The sequence below is a fragment of the Tateyamaria algicola genome, assembly GCF_047715485.1.
In the GTDB taxonomy this organism is placed as follows: domain Bacteria; phylum Pseudomonadota; class Alphaproteobacteria; order Rhodobacterales; family Rhodobacteraceae; genus Tateyamaria.
This window is the reverse complement of the sequence record NZ_CP180422.1, coordinates 1,795,660-1,816,211: the sequence shown is the minus strand read 5'-3', so window position 1 is coordinate 1,816,211 and position 20,552 is coordinate 1,795,660. Positions and strand designations below refer to the sequence as shown.

Sequence of the window (20,552 nt, the reverse complement as noted above, 5' to 3'; positions counted from 1 at the left end):
CGAAACGGCCGGGGGTCGGATCGAAGACCAGCCGGGGGCTGGACAACAAGACACCAGCCAGGGGGCTGGCAACAAAGTTGAGGTGAGTGGGATGATGAATTGGATGTTGGAACTGATTGGTGGATCAGACGTTCAAAAGACAGCGCGCGGTGGCGAAAAGAAACCGCGCGTGACACGGCAGGAAGTCGCGACACTGTTCGCTGACGACCTCGCCCGCCCGGCGCTGCAAAAGCGCGCCAAGACGCGGTTTGGGAAACCACGTCACCTGATGGCAGGACGCCAGCCTCAATTTGCATGACATGTGCGCCGCCCCGATGGGGACGTGCGCAGCGATGATTGACCACGGCTGGGGGGCCGCGTGTCGGGATCGGACAGGACTGCATTGCAAAAGGTTTGTCACAGGCAAGAACAACAGGGCCCCCTGCGGGACCGGCCCGATCCGAATATCCGTGCGCGAGTGAGTAACCAGCGTTGAGGTGCGTGGCGCACGGATGGAGTGGGGTAACGAGTGGTTGGGGTGATGCGTCGCAAGTGACGCGTCACCCCTTTTCACGTTGGGGCGGTGGTCAGAACCGTTCGGCCCGCACCACTTCGCAATCGCCAATCGCAACGATCCCGATATGCCGGTCAACCACGCTGAAGGCCGCCTCAAGCAGCGCATCCAGCCGGTCGGGCCGGATCACACAAACCACCTGCACCATGCCGCCGGCGCGGGTGACCTGGCCTTCGCGGCTCCATTCCCCGGACGCACCTGACCCGCCAAGCACCGGCAGGATGGTCCATCCGGTGACACCGGTTTCGGCCATGGCATCGGTCAGGCGGCTTTGCATGACCTGTTCGATGATGATGGCGACGCGTTTGGCCTGATGGGTTTTCATGCGGTTATCCTCCTGTCACGGCACTGGCCACGGCCACATAGATCGGCAGGCCCAGCGTCAGGTTGAATGGGAAAGTGACCCCGAGCGACAGGGTCAGATAGATGGATGGGTTCGCCTCGGGCACGGCCACGCGCATGGCGGCAGGCACGGCGATGTAACTGGCCGAGGCTGACAGCACCATGAACAGCGCGATACCGCCCGTGCTGACGCCCAGCAACAGCCCCGTGCCCAGCCCAAGCGTGGCCCCGACCAAGGGCATCACCATGCCAAAAGCCAGCACGCCGGGCTTGAGCACACCGGACCCGCCGCGCAGGCCACGCCCCGCGACGAGCCCCATATCCAGCAGGAACAGGCACAACACGCCCTGGAACGGCGAGACAATGAACGCCTCGATCTTGGTCAGGCCATCCACCCCGGTGATCCAGCCGATCAAGAAGCTGCCGACAAGCAGCACGATGGACCCGTTCAACATGATCTCGCGGATCAACTCGCCGTCCATGCGCCGTGAATCGCCCCCGCGCGAGATGAGCCAGAGGGCGGACAGGATGGCGGGGGCCTCCATCGCGGCGGCGACGGCGACCATGTACCCTTCGGCCGCGATCCCGCTGCCGTCCAGCACGGATGTGCCCGCCACGAAGGTCACGATCGAGATCGAGCCGTAGTGGGCCGCGACAGCCGCCGCATCAAGGCGGCTGAGATTGCCCAACACCTGCAACAGCGCAAAGGCGATCAGCGGCAGAACCGCCGACAACACGATCCCCGCCAGCAAGGATAGCCCCAGGGTCGCGTCGAGCCCATGATCGGCCACGCTGACCCCGCCTTTGAACCCGATGGCGAACAGCAGGTAGATCGACATGCCCTTGGCCACCGCCTCGGGGATGTTCAGATCGGAGCGTGCCAGTGCGGCGGCCACACCCAGGGCAAAGCTGAGGATGATCGGCGACAGCAGATTTGTTGCGGCCAGGCTGAGGATCTGATCCATCGGCACCCCTTGTTGCGATGTAATGCGCTAAGTCCCGTTCAGACGGGAACGAAATCCTGCGTCTTGCCCATGAACTGGCTCATCCCGCCTTCGGCGATGTCCGTCCACAGCCCATGGATGCTGAGCGAACCGTTGTTCACCCGCTCTTCGACAAAGGGGAAGGTCATCAGGTTTTCCATCGACGTGACGACCGCCAGTTGTTCCAGCCGCTGCGCCTTGTCCTCGGGGCCGGCGATATCGGCGACCTCGGTGAATTTCGGGCGCAGGATGTCCATCCAGCGGCCCACAAAGCTGGTCTTTTCCTCAAGCTCGGGCGCGCGGCCCTCGCACATGTCGATACAGCCCTGCACACCGCCGCAGCGCGAATGGCCCAGCACCACGATATGCGCCACCTTCAGGACGTTGACCGCATATTCCACGGCGGCGGATGTGCCGTGGTGATCGCCATCGGGCTCATAGGGCGGCACGAGATTTGCGATGTTGCGGTGGATAAAGAATTCGCCCTGATCCGCGCCAAAGATCGACGTTACCTGCACCCGGCTGTCGCAGCAGGAAATGACCATCGCCCGCGGGCGCTGCCCTTCGGTGGCAAGCCTGCGATACCATGCGCTGTTCTCTGTATAGGTCGTGGCCTTCCAGCCCTGGTACCGCTGCAAAAGGAAGGTAGGAAGAGGTTTGATTCTGTGCATGGTGTGGTTCAGCCCGTCCCGGAACGTCGTTAAGGGGGGTGGTTACCGGGAATTGTCGCTAAATTCGAGCAAAAAGACCAAACCGCCCTAACGATTTGGGAAGGTTGCGGTGTCACACCTGTCCGGGCCGTGGGGGCGCACGACAAGGGGTGTAATGAGGTGAGTGTTTTGACAAAGGTAACGCAAATTCGGCTGGCCGAACCTGTTGTGGTCGATCACAACAGGCTTGACGCGCTGTACTCCGAGATGGATCCGGTGAACGCAGAGGACGTTGTGTGCCGCGCAATGGAAGAGCTGGCGCTGCGCATGGCCCATTGCGATCGGCTGTATCGCGCCGGTGATCTGGATGAGTTATACAAGTCCAGCCGCTCGCTGATCGCGATTGCGGAGCAGATCGGCATGAATGTGCTGGCGCAAGTGGCCCGTGACGTCATGGCGTGCACTCTGTCGCGCGATCAGGTCGCGCTGTCCGCCACGCTGGGCCGCATGATGCGCACGGGCGAGGGGTCGTTGACCGCGATCTGGGAATTGCAGGACATCACCATCTAAAGCGCGCCAAACCGCACTTGCGGCGGCGGGCAAAGGGGCTAGGCTCACCGGCATCACGACACAAAAGGTGCCCAAGATGACGCTGGCCTTTGCCGCATCCGACCCGACCGCCATACCACTGCATTTGCTGGACGAACGCGATGTGCCCGCCTGGATCGAGGGGCTGGATGCCCGCACGCAGGCTTGGGTCAGGGCGCAGGGGTTCACCGGCGCGATTGGTCAAACACTGACCTGTCCGGGCGCGGATGGCATCGCAGTGGCGGCCATCGGCTATGGCTCGGCAAAGTCGCGGGCCCGGGGCCGGTTTCATCTTGCCGCGGGCGCGTCGCGTCTGCCTGCGGGCACTTATGCGCTGACCAGCACGCTGGATAATGACGCGCTCAGCGTCGAGGCGCTGGGCTGGCTGCTCGCCACCTATCGGTTCGCACGCTACAAGGATCAGGCACCGATGGCGGCCAAGCTGGTTGCGCCCGACGGGCTGGATGTCGCCCGGATCGAGGCGATTGCCAAAGGCGAGGCGCTTACCCGGACGCTGATCAACACGCCTGCATCGGATATGGGCCCGCCCGATCTGGAAGCCGCCGCACGCGATCTCGCCGCACAGCACGGCGCGCAGATCACGGTCATCACCGGTGACGATCTGCTGGCGCAGAACTTTCCCATGATCCACACCGTGGGCCGCGCCGCAGATCGCGCGCCGCGCCTGATCGACATGTCCTGGGGCAGCACGGGGCCGCGCCTTACGCTGGTGGGCAAGGGTGTGTGTTTCGACACCGGCGGCCTGAACCTCAAGCCCGGCGCCTCCATGGGTCTGATGAAAAAGGATATGGGCGGCGCGGCCTCGGTCCTTGGTCTTGCGCATATGATCATGTCGACGGGCCTCGACGTGCAGTTGCGCGTGTTGATCCCAGCGGTGGAAAACAGCGTGTCGGGCAATGCGTTTCGGCCCGGCGACATCCTGACATCGCGCAAGGGCCTGACGGTCGAGATCAATAATACCGACGCCGAGGGGCGCCTGGTTCTGGCCGATGCTCTCGCCCTCGCGGATGAGGGGGAGCCTGACCTGATCATTTCAATGGCCACACTTACGGGCGCGGCCCGTGTGGCCGTTGGCCCTGATCTCGCGCCTTATTATGTCGATGACACCGACATTGCCGCCGCGCTCGAGCAGGCGGCGGTGTCACAGGCCGACCCGGTCTGGCGCATGCCTTTTCACACGCCTTACGAATCCATGATCGAACTCGGCATCGCCGATCTCGACAATGCGCCCAAGGGCGGGTTTGCCGGATCAATCACCGCCGCCCTGTTTCTGCGCCGCTTCGTAAGCCAAAGCCGATACATGCATTTCGATATCTACGGCTGGCAGCCCAGCGACGCGCCCGCCCGCGCAAAAGGCGGAGTGGGCAGCGGCACGCGCGCCCTGCTCGCCGCTTTGCCAGAGGCGCTGGGCCTGTGACAGACGCCCGCAGCATTCCGGACCCGGCGCTGGTGGATGGGCATCAACCCGCCCAGATCGCATGTGCGCATGTCGACCTGCTGCGCCAACCCAACGGTGCGCGTGACCGACAGTTGCTGGCCGGTGCCGCGGTGACCGTCCTCGGTGCGGTCGAGGCGCACAGCTACATCCGGGCTGATCACGACGGCTATATCGGCTTTGTCCCGACAGACAGCCTGAGTGCGCGCAGCACGGCCACACATATGGTCGCCACACCCGGTGCACATGCCTATGCCCAGGCGTCGATCAAATCCCCCGAAACGGCAGCCCTCAGTTTCGGTGCCACGCTCACCGCGCTGTCCGACACGGCGGACTTCATCGAAACCCATCTGGGCCACGTGCCGAAGGCACAACTGACAACCGTTCCGGCAAAAACCGGCGACCCGGTGGCCACGGGCCGCCTGTTTCTCGGCACACCCTACCTCTGGGGCGGGAATACGCGCGCGGGCATCGATTGTTCCGGCCTGGTCCAGATCGCGCTCCTGACTGCAGGCCATGCCTGTCCGGGCGACAGCGACCAGCAAGAGGTCGCGCTTGGAACGCCCATCACCGACGGCAGCTATCAGCCGGGTGATCTGTTGTTCTGGAGCGGGCACGTGGCGCTGGTCACGTCCGCGACACATATGATCCACGCCAATGCGTTTCACATGTCCACGGTGGAAGAACCCATCGCACCGGCCCTCGCACGTATTGCAGCCAAGGGCGGCGGACCCGTCACGCACCACAAACGCCTCTGACGCTTCTCTGTTCCAATAAATCCTGGGGGAGCTCGAGGGGGCAAAGCCCTCTCGTCAGCAAAAATAGATAGCGTCCGCGCAAGCGGCCCTTTGGATCACTCCACCGCGCGGATCAGCTTGCGTTCCAGCACGCGCAACACGGTCTTCAGGTCATGCCCGCGGCGCAGGATCTGGCCGTCCATGCCGATCACCGCATACATGCCCTGCCGTCCGCGCAGCTTGGGGCGCTTCTCGATCCGGTACAGCGGGTTTTCAGCCGTCCGGCGAAACACTGAAAACACGGCCACCTCGCGCAGGCAGGAAATGCCATAGTCGCGCCATTCGCCCGCCGCCACCATGCGTCCGTACAGCGACAGGATCACGCCAAGTTCGGTGCGGTGGAACGCCACTTGCGGGCTGGGCATTTCGCGGGAATTGGACGGGGGTGGCGTATGCAGCGTCATGGCCTCACAGTTGCCGCGTCTGGATGACAATTCAAGGGCCTCCTGTCCACAACGCTTGAAAGCGTTACAAAATCAGGGCAGCATCCCGCCAATTGGAAACATGTGAGGCAGGAATGACCCCTCAGGACCGCGCGATCAGATGCGCAGATGCCATGTGGGCCACCGATACGGCCAGCCAGGCGCTCGGCATGACGATCACCGATATCGGCCCCGGCACGGCCACCCTGACCATGCCCGTGCGCGCCGACATGCTGAACGGGCACGGTATCTGCCACGGCGGTCTGATCTTTACCCTCGCCGACAGCGCCTTTGCCTTTGCCTGCAACACCTATAACGCGCTCACCGTCGCCCAATCGAACCAGATCACCTACCTCGCGCCCGGCGAGGCGGATGAGACCCTGACCGCCACGGCCGTCGAGGTCGCGCGCCAGGGGCGTTCGGGCACCTATGACGTCGCCGTGACCGGGCGCGGCGGGCGCCAGATCGCCCTGTTTCGCGGCCTGTCGCGCACCATCCCGGGCCAGCACTTTGACGAGGACAAGACATGAAAGATCTCACGCCAGACCGCAAAACTCTCGACCCGATCGAGATTGCCAGCCGGGACGAGATCGAGGCACTGCAGCTGAAGCGCCTGAAATGGTCACTGGCCCACGCCTATGCCAACGTGCCCCACTACAAGGCCGCCTTCGATAGCGCGGGCGTGCATCCCGATGACCTCAAGTCATTGGCAGACCTGTCGAAATTCCCGTTCACGGTCAAACAGGACCTGCGCGACAACTACCCGTTCGGCATGTTTGCCGTACCTCGTGATCAGGTCAAACGGGTCCACGCATCCTCGGGCACCACGGGACAGCCCACCGTGGTTGGCTATACCGAAAATGACCTGAGGCACTGGGGCGATGTGGTCGCGCGCTCCTTGCGCGCGGCAGGCATGCAGCCGGGCGATCTGCTGCACAACGCCTACGGGTATGGCCTGTTCACCGGCGGTCTTGGCATCCATCTGGGCGCTGACGCGCTGGGCCTCACCACCGTGCCGATCTCGGGCGGGATGACGCCCCGCCAGGTGCGCCTGATCGAGGATTTCAAACCCAAGGGCATCACGGTCACCCCGTCCTACGCCCTTTCTGTCCTCGATGAATTCAACGCGCAGGGCCTCGACCCGCGCGCCAGTTCGCTCGAAGTTGGGATCTTTGGTGCCGAACCCTGGACCAACGCGATGCGCCGCGAAATCGAAGAGGCGTTCGACATGCACGCCGTTGACATCTATGGCCTGAGCGAAGTCATGGGACCCGGTGTGTCCATGGAGTGCGTTGAGACGAAAGACGGGCTGCACATCTGGGAAGATCACTTTTTCCCCGAGATTATCGACCCTAACACGGGCGAAACAGTGAAAGAGGGGGAGGTGGGCGAGTTGGTGTTCACCTCGCTGACAAAGGAAGCCTTTCCCATCATCCGCTACCGCACCCGCGATCTGACGCGTTTGTTGCCGGGTACGGCGCGGTCCATGCGGCGGATGGAGAAGGTAACCGGGCGCAGCGATGACATGATCATTCTGCGCGGGGTGAATGTCTTTCCCACCCAGATCGAGGAGTGCTTGATGGCCACGCCCGGCCTTGCCCCGCATTTCCAGATCGAGCTGACCAAACCTAACCGCATGGACCAGATGCGCGTGCTGTGCGAGGCGACGGGCGGGCATACGGCGGCGGACGCGCGCGCGGCGGCTGGCAAGGCCCTTGCGAGCCAGATCAAACAGGTCGTCGGGATATCCGTTGCGGTTGATGTGGCCGAAATTGGCGGCGTCGCGCGCTCCGAAGGCAAGGCCGTGCGGATCGTGGACAAACGGTAGCGGCTGCGCAGTTCTGACTAGCTGGTAACGACAGCCTGAAGGTCAAAGATCGGCAGCAAGACGGCCAGGACGATCACCAGGACCAGAACACCGACAACGATCATCAGCAACGGATCAAGCAGGGCAATCATGCGTTTGCGATCGTTGCTGACCCATGTTTCGACCAGGACGGCGGCGCGTTCTGTCATGCGGGCCAGGCGGGCCGATTGCTCGCCCGCGCGGATCAACTGGCAACAGACCGGCGGGATCAGTGTCATCTTCTGCATGGCTTCGCTCATGCTTTGCCCGGCTTCGACATCTATGCGCGTCGCCTTGGCCTCGTCCCGAAACTTCTGGATTCTGAGCACCTGGGCCGCGTTTTCAACAGCGTCCACAACTGGATGACGGCTGGCGATCACAAGCGCGAGGGTGCGCAAATACTGCGCCGCCTCGCTCATCCGGGCGTAGCGCCCGAACAGCGGCATGCGCAGCACCAGGCCATGCCACCTGTCGCGCCAGAACGGGCGGCGCCCAAGGATGACAATGGCAAGGCACAGGCTGGCAAACCCACCGGCCAGCATTGTCCAATAGGTTTCGATCCAGCCGGTGATGGCCAGAACCACGCGGGTCAACGGAGGGAGGGGGCGACCGGACGTTTCGAACATGGCAACGATCTCGGGGGCGACATTGATCATGAGAACCCCGCAGACCAGCAGCGCAACGCTGGCCACGAAAGCGGGATAGATCAGTGCCGTGGACAGGGCCGCCTTGTCGGTGCCCGCCTCTTCCAGATAATCGGCCAGTGTCTCGAACACGATGGGCAACTCGCCCGCTGTTTCGCCCGCCCGGATGGACGACAGAATGAACGGAGGAAAACCGGCCCCCGAACGCGCCAGCGCCTCACTGAGCGGCGCGCCATCCATCAATGCGGCCGTGGCATGTGCGGCGGCAGCCTCGATTGCGGGCATACCGCCTGCGCTATGGACTGTTTCGAGGGCCTGTTCTGCGGAGATGCCTGACGACAAGAGCACCGCCATTTGTCGCACAAACACGGCGCGCATGCTGTCCGTGACCTTTGGCCGAAATAGCGACCCGATGGCCCATTTGCGCGGCGCTGTGGTCTTGGCGCTGATCTCTTCCGCGAACAGGCCCTGATCGCGCAGCGCCTTGGCGGCCATGATCTCGCTTTCTGCAACTATGGTGCCCTTGCGGCGTTTTCCGCTGACCGTGAACGCGTTGTAGGCAAAGGCCCTCACACCCGGTCTCCGACCACCCGCAACGTTTCGGCAATCGTTGTCTGCCCCTGTTCAACAGCGCGCAGCGCCCGCCCCAAAAGGGTTTCCCGGGGCGTTACGGCAAGGTCCAGCAGCGCTTGCTCTGACTTGCCCTCCGAGATGGCTTGCCGCATCTCATCGCTCACCGTTGCGGTTTCAAAGATGCCAACGCGCCCGTTGAACCCGGTATGATCGCATGTGACGCATCCCGAGCCTGCGGTGAACACCTGGTCAGGCACGGCCATGCCAAGATCAGTGAACAGCGCGCGTTCCTGCGCATTTGGTGCAGCAGGTACACGGCAGTCAGGACACAGGCGGCGCAACAGCCGTTGCGCAATGACACCCCGCAAGGTGGACGAGATCAGGTAGTCGTCCAAGCCCAGATCGCGCAGGCGGGTGATCGCGGCCGTCGATCCGTTTGCGTGCAGGGACGAAAAAACAAGGTGCCCGGTCAAGGCCGCCTGCGCAGCCGTGCTGGCTGTTTCCGCATCGCGAATTTCGCCGACAAGGATGATGTCGGGGTCCTGCCGCAGGGTGGCACGCAGGCCAGCGGCAAAGGTCATCCCGATCTCGGCATTGATCTGGGTTTGGCTGATGCCGGGCAAGTCGTATTCGACGGGGTCCTCGACGGTCACGATATTGCGTTCTTCGCTGTTGGCGAGCTTGAGCAGGGAGTAAAGCGACGTGGTCTTGCCGCTGCCCGTCGGACCGGTGGCCAGTATGATACCGTTGGGACGTGCCGCCAGTTGTTCCAGTTGTGTGATCTGCTCAGGTAGCAGCCCCAACTGGTCCAGAGGCATCAAGCCCTCGGATCGGTCAAGCAGGCGCATCACGACCCGCTCGCCGTGGTTGCCGGGCAGTGTGGACACGCGGATGTCGATGGCCCGCCCGCCCATGCGCACGGCAATGTGCCCATCCTGGGGCAGGCGCGTTTCTGCTATGTCCAGACCGGCCATGACCTTGAGGCGGGACACCACCCGTCGCACCGGCACATCCGAGCGATCAAATTCGGTGCGCAGGAATCCATCCACCCGCATGCGGGCCCGAATGCCCGCCTCGTGCGGTTCGACATGCAGGTCCGACGATCCGGCCTGCACGGCCCTGCGCAGCACCTGATTGACCAATTGGATGACGGGTGCATCCGCCTCATTCTCGAGAAGGTCGCGGGCCTGTTTGCTGGGTGTTTCGCCGTCTTCCAGGGAAAACGTCAGTTCCTGATCGCCCGGCGCATCCTCGTTCGATGTGTTGTAGTTGACGGACAACTGCCGTGCGAAGTCTTCGGCCGATACCCGGGTCACATCAAGGGTTTCGCCGGTGCGTCTGCGCGCTTCGCGCATACCGGTGATCGAGGCATCCGGCCCGCAATACAGCGATCCGGCATCGACGATCACCTGATGGTCACGCGCAAAGGCAAAGGGCAGTCGCGATGCCGCCATCGCTAGTTCGCCTTGAATTCCAGCCGCGATGGCAAGGGCGGCAATTGCTTTTCGCGCGCATAGCCGTCGATGAACCCGGCATCGAAGGGTTGGTTCAGGTCCGCGCCGTCAAAGGGAAAGCCCTGCTGGACCTGAGACGGGAACTGGCCATCGTCCAGAGGTGCCGTGGATTGAGCGATCTTCTTGGCCTGGTTGGCGACCTGCCGTGTGATCCGCGTCGCCTCGGCATCGGACTCCATGATGCGGGGCCGTAGCATCACCAGCAGCACACGTTGCGATTTGGAGGCATTGCGCCCCCGGAACATCCAGCCCACCAGTTTGGAGTCGCCGAGGCCCGGTACTTTCTGACCAACTGCGCCTGACCCGTTTTCCAGCAGGCCACCCAGAATGATCACGTGACGGTCGCGCACCAGCACATTGGTCGACAACTGGCGCTTTGACGTGATCTCGCTGCCTGCGGCAGAGGCGGAGTTGGTGAGGTTCGACACCTCCTGGCTGATCTCCATGCGCACCGTGCGATCCCGTGTGATCTGTGGGGTTACCCGCAGGGTCAGGCCAACGTCCTCGCGTTGAATGGTCTGGAACGGCTGATCCGGTACAGCGCTTTCGCCGACCTGCGCAAAGCTGCCCGTCACGAAGGGTACGTTCTGGGCGACAATGATTTCAGCCGGTTGATTGTTCAGGGTCAGGATGGACGGTGTGGACAGCAGCCGCGTTGAGCTTTGGCTGGTCAGGGCCGAGAGGAATCCGGCAAATCGTCCGTTTCCTTCGGCATCTGCTGCGCCGATTGTCCCGCCCGACCCAAAGCCCGGCGCTTGCCCGCCCAAGACGGAGCTGACCAACCCGGTCAACGTCGGACGGCCCTGAAGGGAAAATTCGACGCCGCCCACAACCGCATCGTTGATCAGTGCGCCGAACTGCACGGACAGATCCGAGAAGTTTTCGACCGACAATTCGAAAATGACCGCTTCGATCAGCACCTGTGCCGGGCGTCGGTCCAGTGCCTGGATCGAGCCGACAATGGAATCCATCTGGTCGCTGGGTGCGGTGATCACCAGGGCGTTCTGGCTTGGCTCTGCCACGATGCTCACGTTGCCTGTCGTTCCGGCAGCTCCGCCTTCTCCTGGTGCAGCCCCGCCAAAACTCTGGCGTATGACGCCCTCAAGGTCCGAGGCGTCCGCGTAGTTCAGGCGCACGACATAGGTGGTGATGCTACGCTGCGGGGTGTCCAGACGGTCCACCACCTCGCGCACACGTTGGCGGAAATCGCTGCTGCCGGATACGATCAACGTGTTGGCGCGGGCATCGGCCGACATGCTTGACCCCGGCGGGGTGATGTCGAGCGCCTGGATCGTTGCCAGAATGTCAGGCGCTGACCCGTTGCGCACGCGGATCGTTTCAATCTGGCTTTGGCGGGGGGCGTCCAGCCGTGCCACCAGACGCATGATGCGATTGATGTTCTCGCGCCGGTCCGACAGGATCAGTTGCCCGGTGGCAGGCACCGTGCTGAGCGATGCCTCGGCGGGCAGGAGTGGCCGAATGACTTCGACCAATTCATTGAGCGGCGCATTGTTGACCGTGATCACCCGCGTCTCAAACGCGCCGCCCAGTGTCGCGGCACGATTGTGCGGGGTCAGTTGACTGGCAACGCCCAGTGGAACGATCCGGTCGGTTTCAGAGCCCTCGACGATGGTGAGCTGGTTCAATTCCAGAACGTGCAGAAAAATTTCATACACTGCATCCGGACTGACCGTATCCGGGGCAATGACGGTCACAGTGCCCTGCACCCGATTGTCGAGAATGAAGTTTCGCCCCGTGGCCTGTGCCACGATGGTTACGAAATCACGCAAATTCGCGTCACGCATATCCAGCGCGATCTGCGCCTTGCCTTGCAGTGTCCCAGCCAACACAAAAAGCGCGGCGAAAATCCACAGCTTAATTCTCATTGCTCAATGCCACCCTCAAGGTCCGCGGAGCGCCTGCGCGGACGATTTCAAACACAATTTCCGAGCCATCGAGAATAGTATTGGAAAGAGCTGTTAATGCCGAAACATCGCCTGCTGAAACTCCGTTGATGCTCACAACTGTGTCGTTTTTTTGTAATCCTATCCTATCGTAAAGCTGCCCCGGACGGACCCATAATATGTCGATCACGGGCGGACCTTCGTCGCGTGTGACCCGTTCGACACCACCCGCGCGACCCAGAACGCGCAGGAAATCGCTGCGGTTAAAGGTAGACAGGTCAAATTCAGTTGTCAGATCAGCGCGTTGGCTGTCGATCACATCTGGTGAAATGCGCGCTGTCGCTTGTCCCTGGATGTCATCGGAAAACCCGATCATCAGCACGTTGCCGTTGCGGTCGATACGCACCCCCTCGGTTTCGATCTGCAAAACGGTTTCGCCGCCGCTCAGGGTTTGGCCGCTGCGCACCAGGGATGTGGTTTGCCCGTCCGATACCATCGCCCAGCTTTGTTGATCCCCGATGACCAGCCCGGACAGGGTGTAATTGGTTGCCGCAGCAATCGGCGCTTCGGGGGGCAGATCGGCTTGCGGCTCTCCGAATAGGGCGGGCCATACGGTCATGGCTGTATCAGTCGAGACATGCGGCGTCATTGCAGCAACGCGTTCCGTCTCGCGTAACTCTACTGGTGTGCGCAATTGTGCATGGGACAGTTCGAGTGCCAGCAAGGCCGCCGTAAATGCGAAGGCCGCACTGGATGAAAAGAGTGCGAGACGCGAAAAAAACGCCATCGATTCAACTGCTCCGCCGCCGTCCAGCTGCGTTCTATTTACCACAGCATGTTATTCTAACTGGATGCGGTCCCTTTGATAAAATTTGATTTAATCGTATAACCGGCCCAAAATTAAAGCAAGATAAACGCAAGTTCGAAACGAACGCGAGGTAGGCAGATGAGCAGGTATTTGATGAAAATCGGCTTTGCCGGTTTGTTCATTCTGGCGGCATGCGACATGCCGACGGGCACGCAATCCAAAGGTTTCAAATCAGAATATGTCGCGTCACGCACAGCGCTTGAAGAAGGGCGTTTTGACCGTGCGGTGCGAGGCTATGAAACGATGCTCAAGCGCTATTCTGCAACGCAAGCCGAAGGGCGTTTGCGGCTGGAATACGCCCACGCATTGCTGCGCGGAAACAACTACCAGAAAGCCTCGCAACAAGCCCATTTGGTCTCGGTGGAAAGTGGGGGTGCGCTGCAGGCATCTGCCTTGGCCGTCCGTGGCACCGCAGAACATGAATTTGCCCGCGCCCGCCTGCAGCAAGGCCCGTTTGACGCCGCAACCGAGACGTCGCTGAAGACGGCACTTTCTGCGATGGAGCGCATGCTCAAAAGCCATCCTGAACTGGATTCAACCGGGGCAATGGCCAATCGGCGCAAGGCCATCAAGGATACCCTTGCCAATTACGGCAAGTCCTGACGTTCTCGTACTAGGGTGTTGGCAAAAGGCGACGCATGTCGATGCGTTGTTCGATGGTCCACCCCGTTTCGGTCTTGCTCCCGAACGTGTCCAGAAAGGCGCGCCAGTTGTCCGGCACGTCCCCCGTCGCCGCCAGAGCCAGCGCGATGTACAGGTTTGGCTCTGCATATCGTCCTTGCAACGTGCCGGTCCCTTCGAAGGTCGGGCCGTTCAGCACCAATGGGGCCTGCCATCCGATAGCGTCCGGCACAATCTCGGCGGTCACCAGCCCGATCTCCACGCCGTCAAAGACCAACCCGGTCGCACGCACCTGCCCGGCGAGCCGCCGCAGGCGACCATCTGAGACCTGTACGCTGGCGCTGCCGTCCTGAACGCTGATGTCTCCCTCGATGCTCAACTGCGCATCTCGCGCCCAGCTTTCCAGGCCGATCTGTCCCCGGATGTCCGACAGTGCAATCACCTCGCCATTTGGCGGCCACAGGGCCTGCGCCCGCATCGTTGTGGCGGGCCCGGTGAGCGTGAGGTCAGCCGTGAAAGGACTGTCCGGAACGAGCCGCCACTGGAGTGCGAGGGGCAGGCCGGGAATAGCCGCGTTCCATGTCCCCGCGACGATGCGGCTGTCGTCCGTGATTGACGCGGCGGCCGCTGGTATCCAATCCGGGGCCACAGCCCGCATATGTGACATGCGCACCCCAAACGGCAGCGCGATGACAAGCCCGAGGCAAAGGCCGAGAAGGATCAGGACAGCCCTCATGAACCGGCCCCAAGCGTGAGGCTCAGCGCAACCCGGTCCGGCCCGTCGCGCCGTTCAACCTCGAATTCCGCCAGGCTGTATCCCCAGCTTTGGCTGGCCTCATCAATCCATCGCATTGCCGCCAGAAAACTCACATCGTCAAAGCGCAAGCGGATCGCACCGGTATCGCTGCGCGAGAGTTCGGTGACATCGCTGCGCAGACCGGCAGAGATCAGGCGCTGTTCGATGTCACTGACGCCCATGACGGGCTGTTGGGGTTTCGCCGCAGTGTCTGCAGGCGCGACCGATCCCCATTGTGATGCCTGAACCTGCACCCAGTCGTACAGCCGTGTTGACTCGACCAGCCGATCCTGCGCGCGCTGATGGGATTGCATCATGGGCAGGACCAGCAAAAAGACACAGGCGACGGGCACGCCGACGCCTGCCAGAAGGGCAAGCAGGGCACGCTCACGCCGACTGAGTTCGGCGAGCGAAGAGATGAGCGCCCCCCACATTCTACGGCCGCACCACAAGCGTTGCGATCACGCCTGCCGTCATTTGCCCATCATCGGCGCGCACATCGCCAGCGGCCGATTGTGCAAGACGGGTGTCGATATCCGCGGCGCGCAATCGTTCGACCAGCACGTCGAGGGCGGCAAAGCTGGGCACGGACAGATCAATTGAAAGGCCGCTGTTCGTGCGGAAACTCGCACGCGTAATCGTTGCGGCATCGAGCAGCGGTGCGACAGCGGCAAACAGTTCGATGACCGAGGTTTCCTGCGCTTGGTCCGGTTCCGACGATTGGCGTGCCGCCACCGCGCGCGATACCTGGGTGCGCAGATCAAGGATGGGTCCCGTTGGCAACAGGCTCTCGCGTGCCAGCGTGATGGCTGCGGTCTGATACTGTTCATGCTGTGCGTTCAATGCCCGTGTGGACAGATACATGGTGGCGACCCAGCAGACTGTCGCAAGCACCGCAAAGACGGCTGGCACGCGCCACACACGCAGCCGCGCGGACAAGGCGGCGCGGTCCGCGTTCGGGTCGCGCATGAGATCAAGGCCCAGCTCTCCATGTTCCAGCAGTTTGGGGCGCGGCACGTCGCTGCCCAGTGCGTCCACGGACGGCACGACGGTGATCTTGTGTTCTTGCAGCCAAGCCATGACCTCGGTCGGCAATGTTTCACGCGCCAACACCGCCTGGGGCGGTGCATCGCGGACAACGGCGCTGTTCAGCTGCGCGAGGGCCAAAGGCACGTCTGCCGCAAACCCATCCCCGACGCCAAGGCGGGCGATGATGCGCGCGCCATTGGCCTCCAACGTCCAAAGACCCTCGGCGGCGGGCAGCGCCAGATAGTCCGGCAGGATCGCTTGCGTATCCGCAGTGCCTTGTGCGCCATGCGCGTCGGCGACCGCGCGGTCGATGACAAGGGCGGATGTCACAGGTGCACCTTTGCGCACGTATGGGCGCACGTCATCCGCACCATCCGGACGCCCCAGCAAATCCCGCACCTGGCGCAGGGCAACGCGCGCCAGCGCGGCACCCCGTAGTCCCGAGGGCAAGTCCAGCGGAACAAGCGGCGCGTCTTCTCCCGGGATCAGCGCAATATGCGGACCCGTCGGGCGCGGTCCGCGCGCCACGTGCCAAAATGGTGGGTGTGTCCGGCGAAACCTGCTCACAATTGTCCCTCTATCACGAATGCGACGGACACCTCGCCACTGTCGTTCCGCCGATTGAGAAAGATGTGCCTTTGCCGTGGTGTTCCGTCAACCTCTGCGCTGAGACGGGCGTGAAACCAGGATGTTTTGACATCCACGCGATCGAGCGGCCACCCCGGCTGGGTCGCGCTGGGCGTTGCCCGGCCCAAGGCCGCGACAAAGCCCGAGATCCCGGCAAAAGGATCAGCCCTTTGTTGCTGCGCAATCCGCGCAACGCTCGCCTCGTTCAGTCCAGGGAACAGCGCCTCCAAAACCTCGGGTGCGGCCGTGTTCGCGTTCAAATCCGATGGCGCTGGCAAGGCCGCGATGTAGGGGCGCAGACGCTCGAAGTCGGACGTATCCATGCCTGCAACAGCGCGCAACTGCGTGATCACGCGGATCGGCCCGTTTGGTGTCTGAATGGGTGACGCGCGGTTCTGGTAAGTGGCGGCATTTGCAGGGCCTTCAGGCGACACAAAGCCCGCAATCGCGGTTCCCAGCGCGGGTGACAGCCCAAGATCGGTTATCAGCCGATCAAAGGCGGTACGCGCCTCTGTGTCCGCGAGATCCGTCAACCAGTTGATGTTGAAGCGACCTTGCAAATCGTGAATCCGCGCCTGACCGATCCCGCGACCAATGGGCACTGTGAAATCCTCGCGTGCCCAGACATCCGTCAGATCATCGCGGGTCGGGTCGTCTTCCCAGTCCTCCTCCAGCAGGACGGGCAACAAGGGCTCCATCGCATCCATATACAAGCTGGATTGCAAACCGGTCTGCATGGTGAGGACGCGGGCGTGACTGTCGACTGTCTGACGGGTGACAAAGACCATGATCGCGGACATCGCCCCGACAATCACAAGGGCGTTGATCAGGGCAATCCCCTTTGAGTGTGTGGCGCGGCTCATGGTCTGGCCACCACGACGCGCAATGGGTGTGGTGCGTCTGTTTCAATTGTGACTTCTACCGCGTCGGGTAGGGAGGATTTTGGCAGGCCCTCATCAGCACCAAACGCCGCGCGCCATGCTTTGTCATCGCGGGAATAGCTGGCAATTGTCACCCCGCGCACATCACTCAGAACAACCTGTTCGGGACCGCGCGCGCTGCTGTTGGCCGGAGCGAGCCCGGGCCAGACTTGCCGGGTCAAAGTCGCGGCACTTGCATCATGTCGCCAGATCACGCGGATCATGCCGCTTTCGACCGCCCCCGGCGCACTGCCACGTCCTGCGGTGGTGATGCGCAATGCGGCGCGATCATGCACCAATGCGCCCTCTGCCGCGCCTCCGGGTGGCTGAAACGGCAGGGCAACCGCATGTTGCAGATCAGACCGCAACAGGGTCAGCACATAGGCCAATGCTTCCGAACGGTCCTGAACTTCGACCAGTTGGTCACGGCTGCGAACAAGCGAGGTGATGGATTGCAGCCCCATCAGGGAGACCATGGAAAAGATCGCGAGCACGGCGACCAATTCGATGAGGGTAAAGCCAGCCTGTCGCGCCCGCGTATTCGGGATAGGCGCGGTCACTGCGGCGGATCCGATGTCTGGGGTGTTGGCGGTACGTAAACCACCAGAACGGCGCCGGGCTGGCCCGGTGTCGCCACGGTGACCGTCATCTCGACCAGCCCGACCTCGGTCGGGACTTCGTCTGTGGCAACCGACCATTCAAACGGCCCAAACGGAACCGTATCCGGCAGGGCGCGCGCGGCCAAGGCGCCATAGAGTTTCGCCTCTTCCGCCCTGTTGGCGGCGACTTGCAAGGCAAGGATGCGCGGGTTTTCTCCGCCAATGGCGCGGCGGGACACATCCATGGTCTGGAAGGCCGCGACCGTTGCCATGGACAAAACCAATACGGCCACGACAAGCTCGATCAGGCTCACGCCGCGACTTGTGCTGGCCCGCCCACATGTCATGGCGCGCCGCATTCCACCGGGCTCCACCCATCCGAGCGGCACAGCGTGATCCCATGCGCGCCGATGAACGAGGCCTCGATTGGATGTGACCGCCCGTCGGCCAGAAAATACAGATCGATCCGGCCGTCCGGCGCATCTGCCAAGAGGGGCGTACCATCAATCAGGTATCGGACCTCGCCTGCCAGAACGACGGGATCAGCGGTTGGAACATAGTGGTGCTGATCCTGTGGAGATGCGGCCAGAGTTTGCCACCCCCCACACCCAGGTCGAGCCCCGTAGCGTGGCCTTTCAGCACCGCCGCGTTCTGAAGGTTGGCAAAGGTGCGGGCAAATTGGGCCGCATCGCTCTGTCCCTCGTCGCGCGGGCGGCCGGTGGTCAGGGCGACACTTACCGACAACACGGCGAGAACCGCAACGACCGCGACCAGTTCGATCAGGGAAAAGCCTGCGTCGTGCGTGCCACCTATTCGCCCCATGACCCGATATCCGCATTGGAACCATCCCCGCCAGACACGCCATCCGCACCAAAGGTGAACACATCAAAGGGGCCATGCACGCCGGGTTCGAGATACTGGTAGGCACCGCCCCATGGATCGCTTGGCACCCGCTCGATATACCCGTTGGCTGCATAGTTGCTGGGGGCCGGATCGGTGCTCGGGCGCGTCACCAGCGCCGCGAGGCCCTGTTCGGTTGTCGGATAGCGGAAATTGTCGAGGCGGTAGAGTTCGATGGCTGACTTCAACGCCGCGATGTCGGAGTTTGCACGGGCAACCCGCGCCTGGTCAGGGCGGTCGATGACACGCGGCACGATGACCAGTGCGAGGATGGACAGGATGACCACGACCACCATGAGTTCAAGCAGCGAAAACCCGGCGTCCCGCCGCGGACGTGATCCGTGTTTCTGAACCAAAAGTCCGGGCATCGTGAGGCCGGTGAAAACAGCAATCCAGTGACGTCTGAAACCTTCTCGCGAGACGGCGCTGCGCCCGCGAAATCCATAAAATTGCATGACAAATCAGCTTTTTGGTCGTTAACTGGTGCCATGAAGACTACCCAAAAGGCTCTGCGCGATGCAACTCTTTTGACGGCCATCGGGCTGGCGGTTGGTCTGGCGCTCTTGATGGCTTTTGTCGAGGTTTTCGGGGATGCGGCACGCCGCACGTTTGCCTTGCATCGCGCCGAGGTTCTGAGTGGGGAAATCTGGCGGATGATCGGTGCGCATCTGGTCAATCTGAGCCCCAAGCACACCTATCTCAACATCGCTGGCTTGGGCCTGATCTGTGCAACACTGTGGCCGATCCTGACGGGGCGCGGGCTGGCCCGCGCCATCCTGATGTCGGGTGCCGTGATTTCGGTGGGCCTTTTGATCTTTCAACCGGCTGACGTCTCTTATGTGGGGTTTTCCGGCATCACACACGGTGTCTTTGCCTTTGGCGGGCTGGTCATGGCGCAAACCGGGCCGCGCTGGTTTTCCGCTGTGGTTCTGGGCTGCCTGTTGACCAAAATCGGGTACGAAGCCTGGGTGGGGCCGGTGCCGGGTGCGAATGAAGCGATCAAGGGCACTGTGTCTGTCCTATCTCACTCACTGGGGGCCTTGGGGGGTAGCCTCGCGGCGACCGGAACAGGGCCTTTGCGCCTGACCGCCATTGCGATCTACGTTGTGGCCACTGCCAGCTACGTTCTCTGACCGCATGCAAGTCGGTTTGATCATCTGGTTGTGCCTTATCGGGGCGGCGGTTGGTTCGCACCTCGCACTGGTGGCGGATCGCTGGCCACGGGGCGAGGATAGTGTGCGAACCCCGTCACGATGCCGATCCTGCCAGCGCGTCCTGCCATGGCCGGAAAAATCCCGCTCTTTTCCTGGCCGTGGCTTGGCGGGGCATGTGCCGGGTGCGGCACGTCGATTTCGTGGCGCCTGTGGGGGATGGAGGTGGGCTGCGCCCTCATTCCTTTGGTGGCGATGTGGCGGGCAGAGACATATGTCGATCTGATCCTGGGCACGGCGTTCCTGTGGGTGCTAGCGGGCCTCGCCCTGTGCGACGCGACGCGCTACCGCCTGCCTGATCCGCTGATGCTGGTGCTCTATGCAACCGGGTTTGCAGTTGCGGCAACGACACCGGGGCTGACGGCATGGGCGGCAATGATGGACATGGCCGTCGGGCTGGGTATCGCCCTGATCGTGCGCTGGTCCTACTGGCTGTGGCGTGGTCGCGAAGGGCTGGGATTTGGTGATGTGCTGCTGTTTGGCGGGTTGGCCCTGACCATGGGTGCGGCCGCGTTGCCGATGATCGCGCTGGTTGCTGCCATCGGTGCCTTGGCAGGGGCCGCGATCGGCTCTTGGCGCAAGGGGCAAAGCCTGCGATCAACGGCGGCCACACCATTCGGGGCTTGGCTTTGCCTTGCTGCGGCAGGCATCTGGGTGCTGGGGATTTAGATCAAAAGAAAGGGGCGGCACAGGATGCCGCCCCACTCAA

At 62.6% G+C, this 20,552-nt stretch carries 26 protein-coding genes and 1 pseudogene; 10 read left to right on the top strand and 17 right to left on the bottom strand.

The genetic code is table 11. The features are described 5' to 3' along the window. Positions 1–91 precede the first annotated feature (91 nt). A complete protein-coding gene (locus ACMHLQ_RS11395; RefSeq protein ID WP_415404918.1) occupies positions 92–298 on the top strand; it encodes a hypothetical protein in 207 nt (68 codons plus the stop codon). A 268-nt stretch (positions 299–566) separates the two neighbouring features. On the opposite strand, the gene ACMHLQ_RS11390 is transcribed toward ACMHLQ_RS11395, so the two are convergent. From ACMHLQ_RS11390 to ACMHLQ_RS11380, 3 genes are read right to left on the bottom strand one after another with little or no spacing between them, the layout of a single operon-like run. Then, positions 567–878, bottom strand: coding sequence for a P-II family nitrogen regulator (locus ACMHLQ_RS11390; protein WP_415404917.1), 312 nt, complete (start codon positions 876–878; stop codon positions 567–569). Positions 879–882: 4 nt separating this feature from the next. Further along, positions 883–1,860 (bottom strand): sodium-dependent bicarbonate transport family permease, encoded by a 978-nt coding sequence (locus ACMHLQ_RS11385; protein WP_415404916.1) that lies wholly within the window; start codon positions 1,858–1,860, stop codon positions 883–885. A 38-nt stretch (positions 1,861–1,898) separates the two neighbouring features. Then, positions 1,899–2,549, bottom strand: coding sequence for a carbonic anhydrase (locus ACMHLQ_RS11380; protein ID WP_415404915.1), 651 nt, complete (start codon positions 2,547–2,549; stop codon positions 1,899–1,901). A 159-nt stretch (positions 2,550–2,708) separates the two neighbouring features. On the opposite strand from ACMHLQ_RS11380, the gene ACMHLQ_RS11375 reads away from it, so the two are divergent. From ACMHLQ_RS11375 to ACMHLQ_RS11365, 3 genes are all read left to right on the top strand, one after another. Continuing rightward, positions 2,709–3,098, top strand: coding sequence for a hypothetical protein (locus tag ACMHLQ_RS11375; protein WP_415404914.1), 390 nt, complete (start codon positions 2,709–2,711; stop codon positions 3,096–3,098). Positions 3,099–3,174: 76 nt separating this feature from the next. Next, complete coding sequence (locus ACMHLQ_RS11370) at positions 3,175–4,554, top strand: leucyl aminopeptidase family protein (protein WP_415404913.1); 1,380 nt, start codon at positions 3,175–3,177, stop codon at positions 4,552–4,554. After that, a complete protein-coding gene (locus ACMHLQ_RS11365; protein ID WP_415404912.1) occupies positions 4,551–5,330 on the top strand; it encodes a C40 family peptidase in 780 nt (259 codons plus the stop codon). The genes ACMHLQ_RS11370 and ACMHLQ_RS11365 overlap by 4 nt, the downstream gene beginning before the upstream one ends. A gap of 95 nt (positions 5,331–5,425) precedes the next feature. Here the strand turns inward: ACMHLQ_RS11365 and ACMHLQ_RS11360 are convergent, their stop codons facing one another. Next, a complete protein-coding gene (locus ACMHLQ_RS11360) occupies positions 5,426–5,773 on the bottom strand; it encodes a DUF2794 domain-containing protein (protein WP_415404911.1) in 348 nt (115 codons plus the stop codon). A 113-nt stretch (positions 5,774–5,886) separates the two neighbouring features. On the opposite strand from ACMHLQ_RS11360, the gene paaI reads away from it, so the two are divergent. Beyond that, positions 5,887–6,321: a hydroxyphenylacetyl-CoA thioesterase PaaI gene (gene paaI, locus ACMHLQ_RS11355; RefSeq protein ID WP_415404910.1), complete on the top strand. Its 435-nt coding sequence runs from the start codon at positions 5,887–5,889 to the stop codon at positions 6,319–6,321. Further along, positions 6,318–7,619 (top strand): phenylacetate--CoA ligase PaaK, encoded by a 1,302-nt coding sequence (gene paaK / locus ACMHLQ_RS11350; RefSeq protein ID WP_415404909.1) that lies wholly within the window; start codon positions 6,318–6,320, stop codon positions 7,617–7,619. Before paaI ends, paaK begins: the two co-directional genes overlap by 4 nt. A 17-nt stretch (positions 7,620–7,636) precedes the next feature. On the opposite strand, the gene ACMHLQ_RS11345 is transcribed toward paaK, so the two are convergent. Genes ACMHLQ_RS11345 through ACMHLQ_RS11330 form a run of 4 tightly spaced genes read right to left on the bottom strand, consistent with a single transcriptional unit; the run spans position 7,637 to position 13,059 of the window. Next, the gene (locus ACMHLQ_RS11345; RefSeq protein ID WP_415404908.1) at positions 7,637–8,854 is read right to left on the bottom strand and encodes a type II secretion system F family protein; all 1,218 of its coding nucleotides are present in this window, start codon (positions 8,852–8,854) and stop codon (positions 7,637–7,639) included. After that, entirely contained in the window at positions 8,851–10,308 is a 1,458-nt protein-coding gene (locus tag ACMHLQ_RS11340; RefSeq protein WP_415404907.1) for a GspE/PulE family protein, read from the bottom strand. The genes ACMHLQ_RS11345 and ACMHLQ_RS11340 overlap by 4 nt, the downstream gene beginning before the upstream one ends. A gap of 2 nt (positions 10,309–10,310) precedes the next feature. Continuing rightward, positions 10,311–12,254: a type II secretion system secretin GspD gene (gene gspD, locus ACMHLQ_RS11335; RefSeq protein WP_415404906.1), complete on the bottom strand. Its 1,944-nt coding sequence runs from the start codon at positions 12,252–12,254 to the stop codon at positions 10,311–10,313. Beyond that, positions 12,244–13,059 (bottom strand): hypothetical protein, encoded by an 816-nt coding sequence (locus ACMHLQ_RS11330; RefSeq protein WP_415404905.1) that lies wholly within the window; start codon positions 13,057–13,059, stop codon positions 12,244–12,246. The genes gspD and ACMHLQ_RS11330 overlap by 11 nt, the downstream gene beginning before the upstream one ends. Positions 13,060–13,218: 159 nt before the next feature. Here ACMHLQ_RS11330 and ACMHLQ_RS11325 point away from each other — a divergent pair, with 159 nt between their 5' ends. Further along, complete coding sequence (locus ACMHLQ_RS11325; protein WP_415404904.1) at positions 13,219–13,743, top strand: hypothetical protein; 525 nt, start codon at positions 13,219–13,221, stop codon at positions 13,741–13,743. 10 nt (positions 13,744–13,753) lie between these two features. Here ACMHLQ_RS11325 and ACMHLQ_RS11320 read toward each other — a convergent pair whose 3' ends face one another. From ACMHLQ_RS11320 to gspG, 9 genes are read right to left on the bottom strand one after another with little or no spacing between them, the layout of a single operon-like run. After that, the gene (locus ACMHLQ_RS11320) at positions 13,754–14,497 is read right to left on the bottom strand and encodes a hypothetical protein (RefSeq protein ID WP_415404903.1); all 744 of its coding nucleotides are present in this window, start codon (positions 14,495–14,497) and stop codon (positions 13,754–13,756) included. After that, positions 14,494–14,991, bottom strand: coding sequence for a type II secretion system protein GspM (gene gspM / locus ACMHLQ_RS11315; protein WP_415404902.1), 498 nt, complete (start codon positions 14,989–14,991; stop codon positions 14,494–14,496). The genes ACMHLQ_RS11320 and gspM overlap by 4 nt, the downstream gene beginning before the upstream one ends. 1 nt (position 14,992) lies before the next feature. Beyond that, positions 14,993–16,114, bottom strand: coding sequence for a type II secretion system protein GspL (gspL, locus tag ACMHLQ_RS11310; protein ID WP_415404901.1), 1,122 nt, complete (start codon positions 16,112–16,114; stop codon positions 14,993–14,995). A 35-nt stretch (positions 16,115–16,149) separates the two neighbouring features. Further along, positions 16,150–17,076 carry a type II secretion system minor pseudopilin GspK gene (gspK, locus tag ACMHLQ_RS11305; protein WP_415404899.1) on the bottom strand — a complete coding sequence of 309 codons (927 nt, stop codon included), beginning with the start codon at positions 17,074–17,076 and terminating at the stop codon, positions 16,150–16,152. Then, positions 17,073–17,693, bottom strand: a complete 621-nt coding sequence (locus tag ACMHLQ_RS11300) for a type II secretion system protein GspJ (protein ID WP_415404898.1) — start codon at positions 17,691–17,693, stop codon at positions 17,073–17,075. Before ACMHLQ_RS11300 ends, gspK begins: the two co-directional genes overlap by 4 nt. Next, the gene (locus ACMHLQ_RS11295) at positions 17,690–18,046 is read right to left on the bottom strand and encodes a hypothetical protein (RefSeq protein ID WP_415404897.1); all 357 of its coding nucleotides are present in this window, start codon (positions 18,044–18,046) and stop codon (positions 17,690–17,692) included. Before ACMHLQ_RS11295 ends, ACMHLQ_RS11300 begins: the two co-directional genes overlap by 4 nt. Positions 18,047–18,075: 29 nt before the next feature. Continuing rightward, positions 18,076–18,222, bottom strand: coding sequence for a hypothetical protein (locus ACMHLQ_RS11290; protein ID WP_415404896.1), 147 nt, complete (start codon positions 18,220–18,222; stop codon positions 18,076–18,078). A gap of 17 nt (positions 18,223–18,239) precedes the next feature. Continuing rightward, positions 18,240–18,554 carry a prepilin-type N-terminal cleavage/methylation domain-containing protein gene (locus ACMHLQ_RS11285; RefSeq protein ID WP_415404895.1) on the bottom strand — a complete coding sequence of 105 codons (315 nt, stop codon included), beginning with the start codon at positions 18,552–18,554 and terminating at the stop codon, positions 18,240–18,242. Next, positions 18,542–18,928, bottom strand: coding sequence for a type II secretion system major pseudopilin GspG (gene gspG, locus ACMHLQ_RS11280; protein ID WP_415404894.1), 387 nt, complete (start codon positions 18,926–18,928; stop codon positions 18,542–18,544). The genes ACMHLQ_RS11285 and gspG overlap by 13 nt, the downstream gene beginning before the upstream one ends. A gap of 192 nt (positions 18,929–19,120) precedes the next feature. On the opposite strand from gspG, the gene rrtA reads away from it, so the two are divergent. The 3 genes and pseudogenes from rrtA to ACMHLQ_RS11265 all read left to right on the top strand — a co-directional run bounded on the left by rrtA (position 19,121) and on the right by ACMHLQ_RS11265 (position 20,512). Then, positions 19,121–19,765, top strand: a complete 645-nt coding sequence (gene rrtA / locus ACMHLQ_RS11275) for a rhombosortase (RefSeq protein ID WP_415404893.1) — start codon at positions 19,121–19,123, stop codon at positions 19,763–19,765. A 4-nt stretch (positions 19,766–19,769) separates the two neighbouring features. Continuing rightward, positions 19,770–19,987 (top strand): annotated as a pseudogene (locus ACMHLQ_RS11270) (prepilin peptidase); the annotation flags it as partial. Between the two features lie 15 nt (positions 19,988–20,002). Continuing rightward, a complete protein-coding gene (locus ACMHLQ_RS11265; protein WP_415405271.1) occupies positions 20,003–20,512 on the top strand; it encodes a prepilin peptidase in 510 nt (169 codons plus the stop codon). The last annotated feature ends 40 nt before the right edge of the window (positions 20,513–20,552 follow it).